Source organism: Leisingera sp. ANG-S5 (genome assembly GCF_000813925.1).
Lineage (GTDB): Bacteria > Pseudomonadota > Alphaproteobacteria > Rhodobacterales > Rhodobacteraceae > Leisingera.
This window is the reverse complement of sequence record NZ_JWLH01000012.1, coordinates 1-16,353: the sequence shown is the minus strand read 5'-3', so window position 1 is coordinate 16,353 and position 16,353 is coordinate 1. Positions and strand designations below refer to the sequence as shown.

Here is a 16,353-nt window from a genome sequence, read left to right as displayed (position 1 = left end):
GAGTATGTACGGTGGCCGAGTCTTTGCTGAGTTTCTCTGAAGTGCTGTTATTTGGACGCCTCCTGAAAGATCTGCAGATCGTCAGATCGGACGTCAAAAAGACGGTGCGCGTGGCGACTGTCGAGAAGGTGAACCTGAACAACATCGACACAGAACTGGACGGCGTGGAAATTGCCGAGAACGATTTGGTTCTGGTACGGCGAAACAACGCAAACGAGAATGGTGTCTACAAAGTTACCTCAGGTGCTGGCAACACTCTGAAGCTGGTCTCGGAGATGAAGGTCTCTGCCGAGGAGCGGGTTGCAGTTCTGGAGGGAACTGAGTTCGGCGATACCGTCTGGATCCAAACCAAAGACATTCCAAAGCAAATTTACAAGCAGGCCGGGCTTCGCGGCCGTGGCCGGAACAATCTGCTGGATGCCCAGCTCAGCCTGCACGCAAAGTTTGCACGGATATATGGGTTTGCTTACGAAGGCACCTATTTTGAACTGCCTGAGCCGACGCTGTTTCTGGTGCATGGAGAGGGCAGAAGCGCGACAGATAACTTGCCAGCCAATCAAGGCGCCCGTGCGCCTTTGGATCCGTCAGTGACAGGTGTTGCGTCAGCCGAGTACCAGTTCGCAAACGACATCATGGTCTGGGAGTATGACAAGGCAGATTACTCGATCCGCATGGATGTGATGACCGGTATGCTGGAGCAGGTGCTTCTGGATGTCTACTTTGGAGGCGGCCCAGACATTAGTGGAGCGAAGGTGAGCGGTGCCAAAGTCAGTGGCGCAAAAGTAAGCGGTGCTAAAGTAAGTGGTGCCAAAGTCAGCGGTGCCAAGGTCAGTGGTGCAAAAGCGCGTGGCTCAGGTGATTGAACCGGCACGCGCGGGCCACGCGAACTGCGGAACCTGCTGGTTCGAGGACCCGAGTTAAAAACCTGCCTTCTTCAGGCCCTCCACGAAATGCAGGGTGTCTTCCTCCAGGCGGTCAGGTTGAACCTTCGTCCAGCGGTCCAGCGAAAAATTCGGATGGGCCTCGCGGTGACGGGCAGCCATGTCACGCGCCATTTCCATCTTGCCGAGTTGGGCATAGCTGGCAGCCAGCATCCGCTGGCCCTCTGTCGGGTTATTCATCTTAGTCAGCGTGTCAATCACTGCATCGTATTCCTTGAGATTGTAGTAAGCCCCGCCCAAGTGCCACAGGTACTGATCCGGGAAGTAAGGATTGAGCCGCATGGCCTGTTTCAGGTTGCTGATCGCGGTTTCATTGTCACCGGAATGTGCCAGCGCGTCAGCGTAATCCGACAGCAGATCGGCATCATTCGGGTTGAGTGAGAGGGCGCGCCTGTAAGCGCCAAGAGCGGCATCATGCTCCTTACGGTAAAGGTGAACAAAGCCCAATTCGCCAAAGCCGCGGGCGTCGGTCGGGTCCAGTTCCACAGCTCTTTGCGCAAAGGCCAGGGCTGTGTCCAGCGCGTGGTCCGCATCCTTGGCCCAGGAATACCGCCAATCGATATTCATCGTGCGGGAAATGGCTGCCGATGCCCTGGCATAGTCCTGGTCCCGGGCCAGAGCCCTTTCATACAGCGTTTGCGCTTCGTGATTGTCTTGCCGTGTGTAACGGAAGATATACTGCTGGCCACGTAGCACATAGCCGTAGGCGGCAAGGTCAGCAGGGGCGGCTTGCGACATGCGCTTGCGCTCGTGCGCTTCGATCAAAACCGCGGTGGCTGCAACGATGGCGTCTGTGACCTCATCCTGAATTGCAAAGATATCATCAATATCCCGGTCATAGCGTTCACCCCAGATGGTCCTGCCGGAATCTGCATCAATCAGTTCTATTGCTATGCGGATCCGGGACGCTGCCCGCCGGACACTGCCCCGTGCCACATAGCGCACCCCCAGTTCTCGCGCCGCGTCCTGAGGCGGCATTGAGCGCGCCTTGAAGAAGAATGCGGAATTGCGGGCAATGACAAAGAGGTTTTTGAACTTGGACAGGTTCAGGATGATGTCCTCTGTCAGCCCATCGGCAAACCAGCTGTCGGTTTCCTCGCCGCCCAAGCTAGTAAAGGGCAGCACCGCAACTGATGGAATGCCCGGCAGTTGCGGATGCGCAGGCGGGCGGTCCGGGCGTAAAGTCGCGGCCATCGCGGCGCCCTCGATTTCGCTGCGAACACAATAGGAAGGAACTGGATCTGCAATGTTCTTGAGCTGTTGGGGGCCCAGGAATTCAAAGCCAAAGCGCAACCGGTTTCGGATCTGCTCGTACACAGCTGCACTGACATACACCCGGCCCGGTTCGGCGATTTCTTGCAGGCGGGCAGCAATATTGACGTTGTCGCCGTGAATACCGCGGTCGTCGACAAGGATTTCACCCATATGCACCCCCGCCCGGAATCGCAGCTGCTGATCTTCCGGACGCGAGTTGTTGTTCTGCTCGGCAATACGGTGCAGCTCGACCCCGAACTTCACCGCATCCGTGGCCGTTTCAAACAAGGCAAGTACACCGTCGCCCCGAACAGCAACAACCTGCCCGTCATGTGCCTGACAGGCGGCTTCAAGTTGCTCCAAGAGGGATTTGAGGGCACTGTAAGTATCGATTTCGTCGTTGCCCATAAGCCGGGCATAACCAACCACATCGGCAAACAGTACCGCCCCAAGTTGACGCCGGACTGTAGAAGTCTTGTCTTTGCCGCTCACAAGCTGACCTCCTCCTGCGAGAATGGCTGAGACCGGCCGCAAGCCGGATCCGCTGCCGTGCGGTACCAGGGCGGGCTAATGCTGTTCATCCGTCTGGCGGATCTTGCGGGCCTGGCGGCCAAGCCCAGCCAGAATCAGCTCCGCCGCGGAAGCCGACGCTGCAGGAGGCGTCTAGTTCCCGTGCCAGTACCTGGCGGCGGTCGTTCCAATCGCCGAGCAAAAGTCCGACACTGACCATGTCGAAATGCCGGCCTTCGGCGAACCAAGCTTCGCGCATCCTGCCTTCTGTTGCAAAGCCGGCGCGTGATGTCATTTGCTGGCTGTGCTTATTGTCGGCCCGGTAGTAGGATGTAACGCGATTTAGCCCGATCTGGCGGAAGGCAAAGTCCAAAACCAGTGCCATTGACCGGATGCCAATTCCTTGCCGGCGCCATTGCTCTTCTACGAACAGCGCTATGACGGCATCACGGTTCACGGCTGAAATGCTTTCTAAGCCTGAAATCCCGCAAAGTTCCCCGGATTCTGCAGTAATAGCAAACCAGCATTTTGCGGGGTTTCTTTCTGTTTCTTCAGCCGGACCCCAGGAAGTCTCCATTGCAGCAGTATTGCAGGGTGCCCTGGCAGAGCGGTCAAAGCGGGCCAGATCAGACACATTTTCGAACCAGACAGCCATTGTGGCGAAATCATCCGGTTCCAGCGGCCGGAGCCGGAAAACTGCAGACTCGCTCTCTGGCATCGGCGGCCTCCTTTGCCTTGCCGTATCTGTATCCCGGTGACAGGGCAGCCGGAAAATGAGTGGGTGCCTGACACTAGCACAATCTTTAGCAGATTTATGCACCCTTGGTCAGGCCTCTGTTAAGGAGCACGCATGCGGGGGCTGCAGCCGGACGGGGCGAATGCAAGCACCGGAGGAACTGCTGCTGGAAGCGCCAGAGCATATCTTGATGGTCAGAATCTTTGAACGCAGTATTTTTTGGGGTTGCGGCCTTGGGTTGGTGTGGTTAAACCCCGCCGCAGTGGACCGATAGCTCAGCTGGATAGAGTACTTGACTACGAATCAAGGGGTCGGGGGTTCGAATCCTCCTCGGTCCGCCACTTCCCAAATTGTCGGGCGACACATAGTTTTGCCATTTGCGACAGAACCTTTCCTTTTTCGTGTCTCCAACATCCCCGCTCGCGCCTCCTGTTCCGCCAGTGGCGAAGCCTTCCCTGATTTTCACTTCGGAAGACCTCGTGTCTTCCGGAGGGCAAAGCAGGGTGGGCGCAGCCCGGACTGCGGCCGGACGGTGATCTGACACACGGGGCCGGAGCGGTGAAATTGGGAGGGGCCCGCGCCTGGCGCGGGAGGAACCGGATTTCTCCGTGGAGGCTGACGCGCAGCGGCATCAGAACCCGTGTTCAGATTGCCGGCCGGATGGCAGGCGGACCAATCAAACGGAAAATGCCGGGGCAGGGGGGAGCGGGCGCAGCCCGTCGAAGCCCTGCCACGACTCCTGGGATATGCAATCCGCGCGCCCCGCGCGGATTTCTACTGTCTCTTACAGGAGGCGCAGTTGCCCCGGCCAGACAGTCAAGTCCTGCTCCCGCATAAGGGATCGTTACCTTCTGAGGCGGAAACTGGGTAGTTCAAACGACTTGTGGCCGCGGTGGAAAGTGGCTCGGAACGAGACGCGTTCCACCGCTCCAGGGCCGCAGGGAGTTTGAGCTGTCCAGGTTCCGTCCGGATGCCGATGCAGTCGGTATCCGGATAGAGCCCGATCACGAGCTGAAAGCTCGGGATTTGCCCACCCAAAAACGGGCGTTCAAGACAGCACGGAAAGGCCCGGATCAGCCCGAAGCGGCCATGCGAATGGGGCACGCGGTGCTGGATGCTGCAGGTGCGAGGCTTGCCATCCAATCCATCAATTGCGGACGTTCATTCAGGCACGGGCACGGGCAATTCATTAGAAGCTTCGCTCTCGGTTCGAGAATTCCCCATTTCATCGCCCGGTTGACCTAACCGCAACTAGCCGTGTTGCTAAAACAGCATGTTAGAATGATGCACCAACGTCGGGTTGGTGTCGTGGCAGGGCGTGGTGGATAGGAGGAACTTTCATGCCCATTGCCAATTTACCCGCCATTCGCGCATGCCGCCCGGCCTGGAATATGGGGCGCGTTGTCGGTCAGAAGCGGCCGCTTTTGCCAAAACACGTCTGGGCCATTCGCGTCCGCCTGGAAATCGCCGGGAACCACAGGGATCTCGCCCTGTTCAATCTGGCTATCGACAGCAAGCTGCGTGGCTGTGACCTGGTAAAACTGAAGGTCGCGGATGTCTATGCTTCAGGCCAGGTCAGGGAACGCGCCTCAATTGTCCAGAGTAAGACACAGCGGCCAGTGCGCTTCGAGATAACGGAGGGTACGCGCAAGTCGCTCTCGCGATGGATGGAGGAACCGATGATGGCCGGCTCAGAATACCTCTGGCCCGGCCGGTTTCACGATCGTCTGCACATCTCAACACGGCAGTACGCCCGTCTCGTGCGGGACTGGGTGAGGTCCATCGGGCTGGATTCCACATCCTATGGGACGCACTCCATGTGCCGGACAAAGGTAGCGCATATCTACAGAAAGACTGGCAATCTACGGGCCGTTCAGTTGCTGCTCGGACATACCAAGATGGACAGTACCGTCCGCTATCTCGGCGTTGAGCTGGAGGATGCTCTCGCGATCTCCGAAAGCGTGGAAATTTGAAGAAATTGGGCCGCTTGCAAAGGCGGCCCTTTGCAGACATTCGTCACAACCCTCCATCGCACTGCCGCGGTCGCCAAAGCGGCCATTGGCGACCGGGTGCAGCAATTCATCCCAAGCAATGCTTCCGCCGCGGATGTTGCTTGCGTTCGTGGCACAAGCAGCCTGGATAACGCAGGGGCTCCATACCGGCACAGCACACATCTTACGTTTTGGTAAGCTGCTCTATCTCACGAAGGTAGTTGTTTCGAGTTTCAAAGAGGCTCGCTTCGAAGGCCTCAACAAGCGCGCTCGCGGGCTGGAACTTTGACCGCAGCAAAGTGCTCTTGAAGGGCAAGCTTGTTGTGAACTTCCGGAACACCACAGGCCGGTGTTTGAAGCTAAGGGCTGAAAACGGATTGATGATTGCAAGGCCTACCCCCTGCGCCACCGCTTCAGCTGCCATAATTGAATTATGCACTTCAATCGTTGTCGCAGGGACAACACCCAAGGCTTCAAGCACTCCGTTCAGACGCTGGGTATAAGCGTCGTTCTGCCCTAATGCGACAAATCTCTCCTGTTCCAGATCCTGCGGGGCAATCTCCGCTTTCCTGCAAAGCGGATGACCTTCAGGCAGCATGCAGATTTCCGGCGCATCCGTGAACGGCTGATGCACCGTTCCCTCTGGTTCAATCGCATAGGCGGCAAGCCCGATGTCGCACTGCCGGGACGCGACCAGTTCAGCAATAGTCGGGGTTTGCCGGGTTGTTACCACCGTTTGCACATCCGGCCTGCTTTCATTGAACGCCTTTACTGCCGAAACTAAAAAACCCTGAGAGTAGGCCGGAGCACAGGCAATGTGGATCCTGCCTTGCTGCAGATTGCGGATTTCCTCGGCAGCCCGGCTGATGCGCCGGATGCTGCGAAAGGACTTGTCGACCTCCTCATAGAGAAGAAGCGCTTCCTGCGTGGGCACGACACGGTTCCCCGACCGGTTGAACAGCGTCATCTTCACGGCGTCTTCCAGCTGCCGGAGTGATCTGCTGACGGCTGGCTGCGAGGTGTTCAGGACTTCGGCTGCACCTGTAACTGTACCCACTGACATCGTCGCGTGAAAGCACTCCAGAAGTCTTGAGTTCAGCTGCATCCGTTTTTCCGCCTTTAGGGCCGCGCTCGCGCATGGCCCCTGGTTAGCATATCAAAAATGAATGCTGAAGTGGCAACCTTGTATTGTTCTTTGGGCTGAAGACAGGGGCACACTGTTCTCGAACCAACAAACGGGACGAGCTTCAGGGATGCAGCACATCGATGCTGGCTGCGCTCCATCAAGGTCAGGGAAGAGCACATGACGATTTATGATTTTTATGCGGACACCAAGACCAGGCCTACGGCAGAGATGCGCAAGGCCGTGCTGAACTGCCAGGTCGGGGATGAACAGAAAGATGAGGATCCAACAACTTCGGAGCTGTGCGCACGTGTGGCTGAGCTTTTGGGTAAGGAAGCAGCAGTTTTTCTGCCGTCCGGCACCATGTGCAACGAGATTGCAATCAAGGTGCATACGAACCCTGGTGACGAGGTGATCTGCGAGCAGTCCTGCCACATTATCAATTTCGAAACTGGCGGTCCCGCAGCCATCAGCGGAGTGATGATCCGCGCCATTGAGGGGCGCAACGGTATTTTCACCGCAGACCAGGTCCATGCAAGCATCCGCCCCAATTCACGCTATATGCCTGAAAGCACACTGCTTTGCGTGGAGCAAACCGCCAATATGGGCGGGGGGGCGATCTGGCCGCTTGAACAGCTGGACAGCGTGGCAATGGCCGCAAAAGACGCAGGCCTCGCCACGCATATGGACGGTGCGCGTCTGATGAACGCGGTTGCCAAGACTGGCATCCCCGCCGCGCGCTATGCACAGCACTACGACACAGTCTGGATTGACTTCACCAAGGGACTCGGCGCTCCCGTGGGTGCTGTTCTGGCGGGCTCACAGGAATTTATCATCCAGGCCTGGAGGCTGAAACAGCGGCTTGGCGGCGCGATGCGGCAGTCAGGCATCGTCGCATCAATGTGTCTGCATGCCCTGGACCATCATGTGGAACGCCTTTCGGATGACAACGCGCTGGCAGCACATCTGGGCCAGGAAATCGCCAAGCTCCCAATGGTCGATCAGGTACTGCCTGTCGAAACAAATATCGTGATTTTCGATCTGGCCGACAACGCGCCAAGTGCCGCCGAAGTAGTCGAACAATTGAAAGCAGAGGGCATTCTGACAGGCGCGTTTGGCGAACGGCGTATCCGCGTGGTCACCCACATCGATGTCAATCCGGCCGCAGGCAGAGTGCTGCTTCAAGGACTCTCCAGGCTGCTCGGAACCCCCAAGACAGAGGAAGCTTTCAATGATGCGTGAAACTCTGACACAGACTGATGCATTGGTTCGCGTAGAAGATCTTTCCAAGGTGTTTCATACGGCCGACGGACGGACGATCAATGCGCTGAAATCCGTTTCCACCCATGTCAGCAAGGGAGAAGTGGTTGCAATTATCGGACCCAGCGGATCCGGCAAAAGCACCTTCCTGCGGGCTTTGAACGGGTTGGATCCGCTGACGTCCGGCCACATCTTCATCGATGGTACCGATCTGGCGGACCGCACTACGGACATGAACGCGCTGCGCGCTGACGTCGGCATGGTGTTCCAGCATTTCAACCTGTTCCAGCACAAGACATCGCTGGAAAACATCACTCTGCCCCAGACCCTGGTACGCAAACGCTCCAAGCAGGAAGCCGAAGATACGGCCATGGACCTTCTGCGCCAGCTTGGGCTGGACCATCTGGCCAGCAACTACCCTTCGCAGCTGTCCGGCGGGCAGCAGCAGCGCATCGCAATTGCCCGCGCCCTGGCGATGCAACCCAAACTGATGCTTTTTGACGAGGCCACCTCAGCACTGGACCCCGAAATGGTGGGGGAAGTGCTCGACCTCATGAAGCGTCTGGCAGCTGACGGCATGACGATGTGCCTGGTGACCCATGAAATGAACTTCGCCCGCGAAGTCTGCGACCGGGTCCTGTTCATGGACGGCGGCGAACTGGTGGAGACCGGAAAACCAGCCGAGTTCTTCGAACACCCCGAAACAGAACGGGCACGCCAGTTTCTCGACAAAGTTCTCTAACCATCACGCAATCTTAGGGAGGAAATGTGATGAACTTCTTCAAAACCCTGCTTGCAGGGGCCGCTACCTTTGTGGCTGCTCACACTGCATCTTACACAGAAGCCGAGGCGGACACTGTCTCTGACATTGTGAACCGCGGCGCGCTGAACATCGCTGTTCAGACACAGGGCCCGCCGTTCAGCTTTGTCGACAAACACGGTGAACGCACCGGATTTGCCGTCGAAGTGGTGAAGCTGATTGCCCAGGATATGGGCGTTGAAATCGAGTTTCACGACTATGAATGGAAAGGGCTGATCCCATCGCTTCTGGCAGAGAAGGTCGACTTTATCGCTGCCGATATGACGCCCACGCCGCAGCGGGCGCTGCAGCTCAACTTCACTGAACCGTTCTACTACAGCGAGGTTGTTGCTTACACCAATGGCAACAGCAGCGCTGCAACTTGGCAGGACCTGAATCAGGAAGGTGTCAAGATTGGCGTTCCGCAGGCCAGTTCCCACGTCAAGTTCGTGCGCGACAACCTGCCCAATGCGACGGTTGTGGAACTCTCCGGCGGCAGCCCGGCCGTCGCCCAGGCCCTCTCCGTCGGCCGTGTCGATGCCGGCGTGACGGCCCGTGAGATCGCAATCCAGTTCACCCGTGAATTCGAAGGTGTGCGCGTCGTTGACGGGGTGATCGTGAAGTTGCCGCTGAGCTTTCCGGTCCGGCCTCAGGACACGCACCTGCAGTCCTGGCTGAACAACTGGTTCCGGATCAAGCATGCCGACCGCACCATTGAACGGATGCTGGAATACTGGGTCCTGACCGATGCCTGGGAAGCAGATCACAAGTGATCCGTTCCCACCTTGATCGAAGGGGCGGGAGCCGCCCCTTCGAAACGGCATGATCCAAAGGAGGCTATGATGAGCCTTATTGAAATCTACAACTACCGGGTCGTGTCCCAATACCTTCCCGAGTTCGCCTGGGGGCTTTGGGCAACGCTCTGGATCTCCTGCCTGTGCCTGGTGCTGGCCTTGATCCTTGGAACCCTGATCACGGCTGCCCGGCGCTCCCGCAAGCAGTGGCTGTCAGTCCCGGTCACAGCTTACGTCGAGGCCATCCGCAGCACACCGCTGCTGGTTCAGCTCTACCTCGTCTACTACGGGCTGTCTCAAATCCCCGTTCTGAACGTCCCTGTCCCTGCGCTGGCTTGCGGTATCTTCGCCCTGACCGTTCATACGGCAGCCTACATGAGCGAAATCATCCGCGGCGGTATTGAATCCGTGGACCGGGGCCAGTTCGAAGGTGCAAAAGCCGTCGGCATGAGCGAGCGCCAGGCCATGCTGCACATCATCTACCCGCAGGCCTTTGCGAATATCGTGCCGGCGCTGCTGGGGCAGACGGCGGTCCTGATCAAGGACAGCTCCATCCTCAGCTTCATCGCTGTTTTCGAGCTGCTAGGCGCCGGGCTGATGGTTCTATCCGACCGGGTCATGCCCGTCGAAGCGTTTCTGACCGCGGCCTTCGGCTACCTGCTGATCTACATTCTCATGCTGCAGCTGTCATCGATCGCCAAGCGCAAGCTGGCAGGCAACACCTGGCGCCAACGGTAAGGAGGCCACCATGTGGGAACTCACTCTGCAAACCATGCCATTCCTTCTGGAAGGCTTTCTGAACACGATCCTCATTTCTCTGGTTGCTATCTCCTGCGGCAGCCTTGCAGGCCTGCTGTTGGGGCTGATCCGAACGGTTGGTCCCGGATACATGGGAAACTTGGTCGGTCTTTATGTGCATCTCGTGCGGGAGACCCCGTTCCTGGTGCAGATCTACATCGTCTACTACGTGCTGCCGACCTCAGGCTGGGACATCTTCGATTTCTCGAATTTCGCGGCCGCAGTGATCGCGCTCACCATCTACACCTCTTCGTATACAGCGGAAATTGTGCGGGGCTCTCTCGAAGCGGTGCCAAAAGGACAATGGGAAGGTGCCGCAGCTGTGGGCATGACAATGCGGCAAAGGCTGCTGAACGTCTTCCTGCCGCAGGCCTGGAAACTCACCCTACCACCGCTTGCTGGGGTCTACGTCCTGGTCATCAAGGGCACTTCCATCCTGTCGGTGATCGGCGTGGTCGAATTGATGCGGCAGGGCGAGGATGCGATCCACCGCCATCCGGCACATATCATGTGGATCCTGTTCCTCTGCGCCGCCCTTTACTTCCTCTACTGCTTCCCGATCCTTCGCGGCATCAAGCATATGGAAGCCCGGATCGCCCTCCGCGGCCGCCGGAACCCGGCCAATGAGGAAGGCTGGTAAATCCAAGCCGCCCTAGCTTTCCGGCACAAGGGCGGCCACCCGAGACTCCCCGTGAGGCAGGCTGGCATTAACCCGTCGAGCAGCCCCCAAGCTAACGAGGCAAAGCCATGGCAAGACAATCAAAAACAACTCTGTTCATTGGAGCCGGGAACATGGCTCAGGCAATTCTGACCGGATACAAAGCCAGTGGTGGCGACATGGCCCAAGTTTCGGTTCTGGACCCATTTGCCGATGTGGAATTGGCAGTTGGCCTGAACCTGAGAGGCCTATACCGGCGGATTGACGAAATCGAACCGGGCACACTGTTTGATGTTGTTGTTCTGGCCGTCAAACCGCAGATTTTCGAGACTTTCGGCACTGATTGGGCTTCTGCATTGGCCGAAAGCGGCACAGTCATTTCGATCATGGCCGGTATCAGCAGCGCACGTATCGCAGCTGGCGCAGGAAAGCCATGTTCAGTTGTGCGCTGCATGCCGAATATGGCCGCTGCCGTCGGGAGATCAGTCAACGTTGCTTACACCGCGGACAGCAACCGGAAGAAGACCTTTGAATTGCTCTTTTCAGGCTCTGGGGCCATTCAGTGGATCGGAGATGAAGATCACATTCATCTTACCACAGCAATCTCCGGCAGCGGCCCTGCTTACTTCTTTGCATTCGTCGAAGCCCTTGCCCAAGCAGGGGCAAAGGCCGGTCTGCCCGAACCACTTTCTTTCGACCTTTCGATTGACACGATGATCGGTGCAGCCGAGCTGCTGAAGACAAAAAGAGCACCAGCGGACTTGCGTCAAAGCGTTACATCTAAAGGAGGAACCACAGCCGCTGCTTTGGATGCATTTGGGCTGCACGACAACTTAAAAGCCATCGTTGAAGACGCTGTAGCAGCAGCTGTAGCCCGCTCCCGTGATCTCTCACATTGAGTTAACACAAACTCATTAAGGCCCCGGAATCGGCCCAATCCGGACACTCGTCGTGACAAGCGATGCCGCATTGCAGCTTCCTGAAAGCGGCCATTCGCAATCAATTGCAGACTTTCAAACCAAACAGTGACACAGGGCGGAACAATTTCCGCCACACCAGCCAGCCGGTGACAACAACTTCAAGCAACCCTTTGCTGCCCTTCTTCAGAGCGCCGCGCAGATACAGCCCTCGAACGCAGAAGGCGCGAAGCTAACAATATCTGTGTCATTTATGAATAGCCGTATATGCTTAGCAGCGAAGTCACTTCAGACCTGAACCAGCTGGGGTTCTGGCGTGTTCACCAGAGACAACCAAAGCCAGCTCTGCGCGCATTTGGCTGAGCGAGCCATGGCGCAGCTGCCATTTGCCGCCGGAAACCGCCAGTGTCGGCACCGCGCTGATCCGCCAGGACGCGGCCAGCTGCCGGTCCCGGGAAACCAGTTGCGCAACTTCGGCACTATGCATGTCCTTGCGCAGCCGGCCGATATCCAGCCCGCAGGAGCGGGCCGCATCCAGCAGCACGGTTTCATCTGCAATATTCCGGTTTTCTGTCAAATGCGCCGCCTGCACCGCATCAAAATAGTCCCAGTGCCCGGCATCCCCGGCCTGCAGCTCTGCGGCCTTGCAGGCTTTGGCGCTCAACTTCCCGGCGGGATAGGGAAAGCGCTGGCGGCGCATCCCCTCCACATTGATGCGGCCACCTTCGTCATGTTCGGCGCATCGCTCCCAATGGCCCAGAATGGCGGATTTGGCTTTCTCCGCAGAGCCGAAGGCAGCGGCCAGTTTGGCGGGCGAGTCCTGCAGCACAAAGGTGCGGTGGCGCACCCGGATTGGAAATTCAGCGGCCAGTTTACGCAGCTTTGGAGACATCACAAAGCACCAGCCGCAGACCGCGTCGTGGAAGAAGTCGATGGTAAGAACGGGGGATTTCATCAGGTCACCGGGATGAGAGGGGAAGGGACCGCCGGCGGCTCGGCCGCCGGCAGCCGCGTAAGTGTCAGTTGCCGGTCAGCGGCGCATCCAGAAGCAAAGGCTTGTCCCCGGACATGTCGATCCAAGCGTTGGTGCCGTTCAGGCGGGAACCGGCGATATTGTCCGCGTCAAAGTGGATCTCGAACTGCTCCGGCCCGTGCGCATAGGCAACAACCAGGCCATACTCCGGGTCCAGGAAGCCGCCGTGCGGGCGGATGCCTGGGTAGCTGATGCGCCAGGCTTCACCCTCCGGGCCGACATGGCCAAGGGTCAGCTTGCCGATGACATCCCCGGGCAGTTCGAAGAACCAGACCCAGGGGCCGCCGGAGACGATGGTCATCACCTCATCAATGCCAGTGCCGTCTTCGGCGTGGTTGATGTGCAGCGGGCCGAATTTCTTGTGGACCCAGATCCGGGTCTCGGCGTCCATCTTGTTCATGTCGTAGACCTTGGGATAGGGCGCAACGCCCGGTTCCGAAGTGGTCAGGGAGCCGCCGTTTTCGACCGTTGGCTCACGTCCTGCGGCGGCAATTTCCGCCAGCAGGTCTTCGCGGCTGAGTGCGAAATCGGAGATCAGCTGCGCCTCTTCCCCCGCGGTAATTGCACGGCTTCGGGAGGCTTCAAGAACCGGCTGCGCTTGTTCCGGCAGTGCAACGGTGCTGACGCGGACCCCGACGCTGCGGAGCACCGTGTTCACGTCTTCCACGCCAACCGAGGCCGGGCGGCCATCTGTGTATTCCAGTTTCAGGATGCCGGCAGTGTCCTCTGCGCCGGCAAATCCCTGGGCGGGCAGCCAAAAAGCGGCAGCGGCAACGGCAAGTTTCGAAAGCAGTTTCATGATGGAACTCTCCAGTTTTGTTTCCGGGGAAGCGGCCCCGGTTCGGTTTTGGGGTGACGGGTTCAGGCGGATTGGGTTGTGCTGCCCCGGCCGTGAGGCTGGCTCAGGTCTTGGTCCGGACCGGCAGAGATGATCCCATGCCGGTTGATGTGCCGGTGGCTCAGGAAATAGTGCTGGCGGATCGCCTCCATATCGATCGTGCCGGCTACGCCGGGCACCTGATAGAGATCGCGCAGATAGGGGCCGAGATTGCGGTAATCGGCGATCCGCTTGCGGTCGGTCTTGAAATGGGTCGCATAGACCGGATCAAAGCGGACAAGGGTGGTGAACAAGCGCCAGTCCGCCTCGGTGATCCGCTCTCCGGTCAGGTAGCGGCGGGTGCCAAGCAGAGCATCCAGCTCGTCCAGCTTGCCGAACATGGCGGCAATCGCCGCGTCATAGGCTGCCTGTGTGGTTGCAAAGCCTGCTCGGTAGACGCCATTGTTGACCGGTGCGTAGATTTCAGCGCTGATCCGGTCGATGTCCTGCTGCTGCTCCTGCGGAAAGAAGTCCGGAGTTGCGCCTGTCAGCCCGTCGAAGGCCGAATTCAGCATCCGCATGATGTCACCGGACTCATTGCTGACAATGCGGCCGGTCTGTTTGTCCAGAAGCACCGGCACCGTAACCGGCCCGGTGTGGCCGGGATCTGCCCGCTGATAGACCTGATACAGGTAAGCGTCCTGCGGCACCCCGGCTGCCGGATCATGCACTGCGGTGTCGATCTGCCAGCCATCAGGGCCTGCCAGCGGCAGCATCTGGGTGATGGTGATGATCTCCTCCAGCCCTTTCAGCGCGCGCAGGAGCGTGGTGCGGTGACTCCACGGACAGGCCATGGAAACATAGAGGTGATAGCGGCCTTTTTCAGCCGGGAACTCCGCATCCGCGCGCGGCTCGATCCATCCGCGGAAGCCGCTGCTCATGCGGCGGAATACCCCGTCGCCCGGTTTCGGCTTTTCGGTGAGCACACCGTCGATCAGCATCTTTGCCATGGCTCGTCTCCTTGATGACCCGGCAAAGGTAGGCGGTTTCAATACGGACGATAATCCGGCTAAAGTGAAACCCCATGTTGAAAAAAACTCACCCTTATCGGAGATTGCCAATGGAAGGAATGGGAGACATCCCGGTGGTCGTGGCGGTTGCCGAAACGCAGGGGTTTGCCGCGGCCGCGCGGCGGCTGGGGGTGACCAAGTCCGCAGTCAGCAAGCGGATCACCCAGATCGAGAAGCGGCTGGGGGCGCAGCTGTTTCACCGCTCCACCCGCAATGTCAGCCTGACCGAGGCAGGAGAGCATTTCTATGCCCATGCGGTCCGGGCGCAGGAGGCGGCACAGGAGGCCGAGGACAGCGTTCTGGCGCTGCAAGAGGCACCCAAGGGGCGTCTAAGGGTGAATGTGCCGATGGCTTTCGGGCGCTTGCACGTGGCACCGCTGATCTCTGGCTTTCTGGAGCGCTATCCCGGCGTGTCTGTGGACATGGTGATGGATGACCGGGTGGCCGACCTGTTCGCCGACGGGTTCGATCTGGCGCTGCGCGGCGGCACGCTGGCGGATTCCGCGCTGGTGGCACGCAAGATTGCGCCATTGCACAATGTCCTGGTTGCCGCCCCGGCGTATCTGGAGCGCCACGGTGTGCCGGAAACGGTCAGCGATCTGCGCCTGCACAACTGCCTCCAGTATTCCTACAGCCGGGATTTTCAGGAATGGGTCTTTAACTGCGGCGGCGAATTGGAGACCTTCCGGCCCGGCGGAAGCTACAGCGTCAACAACGGCGAAGCGCTGCGGGAGGCGATCCTGGGCGGCACTGGCATCGGCCGGCTGCCGACCTTCACTGCCGGTCCGGATCTGGCGGCGGGTCGGCTGGTGCGAGTGCTGCCGCACTGCCTGCTGCCATCGCAGACCCTTTATGCCATCTACCCGGAGCGCCGCTATCTGCCTGCCAAGGTTCGGGTTTTCATTGATTTCATCCTGGAACACCTCGGCGGTGAGGAGCCACCCTGGGACCGGGACGGCAGTGTGTGAATTCAGCCACCGCGCTGTCCGCTGTACTGAGGATGTTGTGCCCAATCAAAATTACGCGACGGTCAATGTCCGCCTCCGTGCAAGTAAATCAAAGTGGAGTTCGTCCCGATTTCCGGACAGTTTGATTATTGACCCTATGCAGCGTTTTTCCAATCCATGTTTTCATACGCTTGCGCGGGTGTTTGGTAGCCGATGGCTGAATGCCGCCTCTGACGGTTGTAGAAGACCTCAATGTATTCGAAGATCGCAGCCTTTGCCTGGGCGCGCGTTTTGAAGCGCTCCCGATGAACCAGTTCCTTTTTCAGTGATGCGAAGAAACTTTCCTTTGGTGCGTTATCCAGGCATTCGCCGGTTCGGCTCATTGATTGGATGATCTTCGCGGACCCGAGCAGCGCGCGGTATTCGCTGCCTGCATATTGGGCGGATTCAACCGGTCGTCGCAACACCCCGTTGTTGGAGGTGTAGATGATGACCGGTTGAATCCGCCTTGCACGCCGCGATCCGAATGATGAATGAGCCCAGGAACGGGGCCACGGCGTCCCAGGGTGACGTGCTCCCCGCAGAGTCCGCGGTTATTAGTTCGCCCTGTTCTGGGTTTGGTCCTCTACTGACCGTTGGTGATACTCCCACGGGGTGAGCCCGTCGAGGCTCGTATGCGGGCGACGGTGATTGTAATCGTCACGC

Annotated in this window: 17 protein-coding genes and 1 tRNA gene; 10 read left to right on the top strand and 8 right to left on the bottom strand. The window is 58.7% G+C overall.

Features of this window, described 5'->3' with window-relative positions:
* The first annotated feature begins 11 nt into the window (after window positions 1-11).
* Window positions 12-863 carry a hypothetical protein gene (locus RA25_RS17680; protein ID WP_019295379.1) on the top strand — a complete coding sequence of 284 codons (852 nt, stop codon included), beginning with the start codon at window positions 12-14 and terminating at the stop codon, window positions 861-863.
* 54 nt (window positions 864-917) lie between these two features.
* Here RA25_RS17680 and RA25_RS17675 read toward each other — a convergent pair whose 3' ends face one another.
* Together RA25_RS17675 and RA25_RS17670 are read right to left on the bottom strand one after the other, a co-directional pair.
* Window positions 918-2,687 carry an adenylate/guanylate cyclase domain-containing protein gene (locus RA25_RS17675; RefSeq protein WP_039151925.1) on the bottom strand — a complete coding sequence of 590 codons (1,770 nt, stop codon included), beginning with the start codon at window positions 2,685-2,687 and terminating at the stop codon, window positions 918-920.
* Between the two features lie 85 nt (window positions 2,688-2,772).
* Window positions 2,773-3,423, bottom strand: a complete 651-nt coding sequence (locus tag RA25_RS17670; RefSeq protein ID WP_019295377.1) for a GNAT family N-acetyltransferase — start codon at window positions 3,421-3,423, stop codon at window positions 2,773-2,775.
* A gap of 282 nt (window positions 3,424-3,705) precedes the next feature.
* On the opposite strand from RA25_RS17670, the gene RA25_RS17665 reads away from it, so the two are divergent.
* Window positions 3,706-3,782, top strand: a tRNA-Arg gene (locus RA25_RS17665).
* A gap of 999 nt (window positions 3,783-4,781) precedes the next feature.
* Window positions 4,782-5,414, top strand: a complete 633-nt coding sequence (locus RA25_RS17660) for a tyrosine-type recombinase/integrase (protein WP_039174164.1) — start codon at window positions 4,782-4,784, stop codon at window positions 5,412-5,414.
* Between the two features lie 202 nt (window positions 5,415-5,616).
* Here the strand turns inward: RA25_RS17660 and RA25_RS17655 are convergent, their stop codons facing one another.
* Window positions 5,617-6,537: a LysR substrate-binding domain-containing protein gene (locus RA25_RS17655; RefSeq protein ID WP_039174162.1), complete on the bottom strand. Its 921-nt coding sequence runs from the start codon at window positions 6,535-6,537 to the stop codon at window positions 5,617-5,619.
* A gap of 198 nt (window positions 6,538-6,735) precedes the next feature.
* Between RA25_RS17655 and RA25_RS17650 the strand changes: the two genes are divergently transcribed.
* The 6 genes from RA25_RS17650 (at window position 6,736) to proC (ending at window position 11,763) form a co-directional block, all read left to right on the top strand.
* On the top strand, window positions 6,736-7,797 hold the full coding sequence (locus RA25_RS17650; protein ID WP_039174161.1) for a threonine aldolase family protein: 1,062 nt from the start codon (window positions 6,736-6,738) through the stop codon (window positions 7,795-7,797).
* Entirely contained in the window at window positions 7,787-8,557 is a 771-nt protein-coding gene (locus tag RA25_RS17645) for an amino acid ABC transporter ATP-binding protein (RefSeq protein WP_241477439.1), read from the top strand. The genes RA25_RS17650 and RA25_RS17645 overlap by 11 nt, the downstream gene beginning before the upstream one ends.
* Before the next feature lie 29 nt (window positions 8,558-8,586).
* Window positions 8,587-9,387, top strand: coding sequence for an ABC transporter substrate-binding protein (locus tag RA25_RS17640; RefSeq protein WP_039174160.1), 801 nt, complete (start codon window positions 8,587-8,589; stop codon window positions 9,385-9,387).
* Between the two features lie 69 nt (window positions 9,388-9,456).
* The gene (locus RA25_RS17635) at window positions 9,457-10,146 is read left to right on the top strand and encodes an amino acid ABC transporter permease (RefSeq protein WP_206539703.1); all 690 of its coding nucleotides are present in this window, start codon (window positions 9,457-9,459) and stop codon (window positions 10,144-10,146) included.
* 10 nt (window positions 10,147-10,156) lie between these two features.
* Window positions 10,157-10,846 (top strand): amino acid ABC transporter permease, encoded by a 690-nt coding sequence (locus tag RA25_RS17630; RefSeq protein ID WP_039174158.1) that lies wholly within the window; start codon window positions 10,157-10,159, stop codon window positions 10,844-10,846.
* Between the two features lie 107 nt (window positions 10,847-10,953).
* Window positions 10,954-11,763: a pyrroline-5-carboxylate reductase gene (gene proC, locus RA25_RS17625; protein WP_039174156.1), complete on the top strand. Its 810-nt coding sequence runs from the start codon at window positions 10,954-10,956 to the stop codon at window positions 11,761-11,763.
* A 301-nt stretch (window positions 11,764-12,064) separates the two neighbouring features.
* Here the strand turns inward: proC and RA25_RS17620 are convergent, their stop codons facing one another.
* The 3 genes from RA25_RS17620 to RA25_RS17610 form a co-directional block, all read right to left on the bottom strand.
* Window positions 12,065-12,736 (bottom strand): DsbA family oxidoreductase, encoded by a 672-nt coding sequence (locus tag RA25_RS17620; RefSeq protein ID WP_039174152.1) that lies wholly within the window; start codon window positions 12,734-12,736, stop codon window positions 12,065-12,067.
* A 64-nt stretch (window positions 12,737-12,800) separates the two neighbouring features.
* Window positions 12,801-13,613 (bottom strand): hypothetical protein, encoded by an 813-nt coding sequence (locus tag RA25_RS17615; RefSeq protein WP_039148104.1) that lies wholly within the window; start codon window positions 13,611-13,613, stop codon window positions 12,801-12,803.
* 62 nt (window positions 13,614-13,675) lie between these two features.
* Window positions 13,676-14,641: a glutathione S-transferase family protein gene (locus tag RA25_RS17610; RefSeq protein ID WP_082023100.1), complete on the bottom strand. Its 966-nt coding sequence runs from the start codon at window positions 14,639-14,641 to the stop codon at window positions 13,676-13,678.
* A 110-nt stretch (window positions 14,642-14,751) separates the two neighbouring features.
* On the opposite strand from RA25_RS17610, the gene RA25_RS17605 reads away from it, so the two are divergent.
* Window positions 14,752-15,669 (top strand): LysR family transcriptional regulator, encoded by a 918-nt coding sequence (locus tag RA25_RS17605; protein ID WP_039148101.1) that lies wholly within the window; start codon window positions 14,752-14,754, stop codon window positions 15,667-15,669.
* Between the two features lie 134 nt (window positions 15,670-15,803).
* Here RA25_RS17605 and RA25_RS17600 read toward each other — a convergent pair whose 3' ends face one another.
* Complete coding sequence (locus tag RA25_RS17600; RefSeq protein WP_052254282.1) at window positions 15,804-16,112, bottom strand: IS3 family transposase; 309 nt, start codon at window positions 16,110-16,112, stop codon at window positions 15,804-15,806.
* Window positions 16,113-16,244: 132 nt separating this feature from the next.
* On the bottom strand, window positions 16,245-16,353 hold a 109-nt coding region (locus RA25_RS22790; RefSeq protein WP_152612230.1), incomplete at its 5' end, for an integrase core domain-containing protein.

Excerpts from the sequence above, each read along its gene's own strand:
- RA25_RS17605 (WP_039148101.1), top strand. The coding sequence starts at position 14,752 with ATGGAAGGAATGGGAGACATCCCGGTGGTCGTGGCGGTTGCCGAAACG.
- RA25_RS17660 (WP_039174164.1), top strand. The coding sequence starts at position 4,782 with ATGCCCATTGCCAATTTACCCGCCATTCGCGCATGCCGCCCGGCCTGG.
- proC (WP_039174156.1), top strand. The coding sequence starts at position 10,954 with ATGGCAAGACAATCAAAAACAACTCTGTTCATTGGAGCCGGGAACATG.
- RA25_RS17620 (WP_039174152.1), bottom strand. The coding sequence starts at position 12,736 with ATGAAATCCCCCGTTCTTACCATCGACTTCTTCCACGACGCGGTCTGC.
- RA25_RS17640 (WP_039174160.1), top strand. The coding sequence starts at position 8,587 with ATGAACTTCTTCAAAACCCTGCTTGCAGGGGCCGCTACCTTTGTGGCT.
- RA25_RS17635 (WP_206539703.1), top strand. The coding sequence starts at position 9,457 with ATGAGCCTTATTGAAATCTACAACTACCGGGTCGTGTCCCAATACCTT.
- RA25_RS17630 (WP_039174158.1), top strand. The coding sequence starts at position 10,157 with ATGTGGGAACTCACTCTGCAAACCATGCCATTCCTTCTGGAAGGCTTT.
- RA25_RS17670 (WP_019295377.1), bottom strand. The coding sequence starts at position 3,423 with ATGCCAGAGAGCGAGTCTGCAGTTTTCCGGCTCCGGCCGCTGGAACCG.
- RA25_RS17650 (WP_039174161.1), top strand. The coding sequence starts at position 6,736 with ATGACGATTTATGATTTTTATGCGGACACCAAGACCAGGCCTACGGCA.
- RA25_RS17610 (WP_082023100.1), bottom strand. The coding sequence starts at position 14,641 with ATGGCAAAGATGCTGATCGACGGTGTGCTCACCGAAAAGCCGAAACCG.
- RA25_RS17645 (WP_241477439.1), top strand. The coding sequence starts at position 7,787 with ATGATGCGTGAAACTCTGACACAGACTGATGCATTGGTTCGCGTAGAA.
- RA25_RS17615 (WP_039148104.1), bottom strand. The coding sequence starts at position 13,613 with ATGAAACTGCTTTCGAAACTTGCCGTTGCCGCTGCCGCTTTTTGGCTG.
- RA25_RS17655 (WP_039174162.1), bottom strand. The coding sequence starts at position 6,537 with ATGCAGCTGAACTCAAGACTTCTGGAGTGCTTTCACGCGACGATGTCA.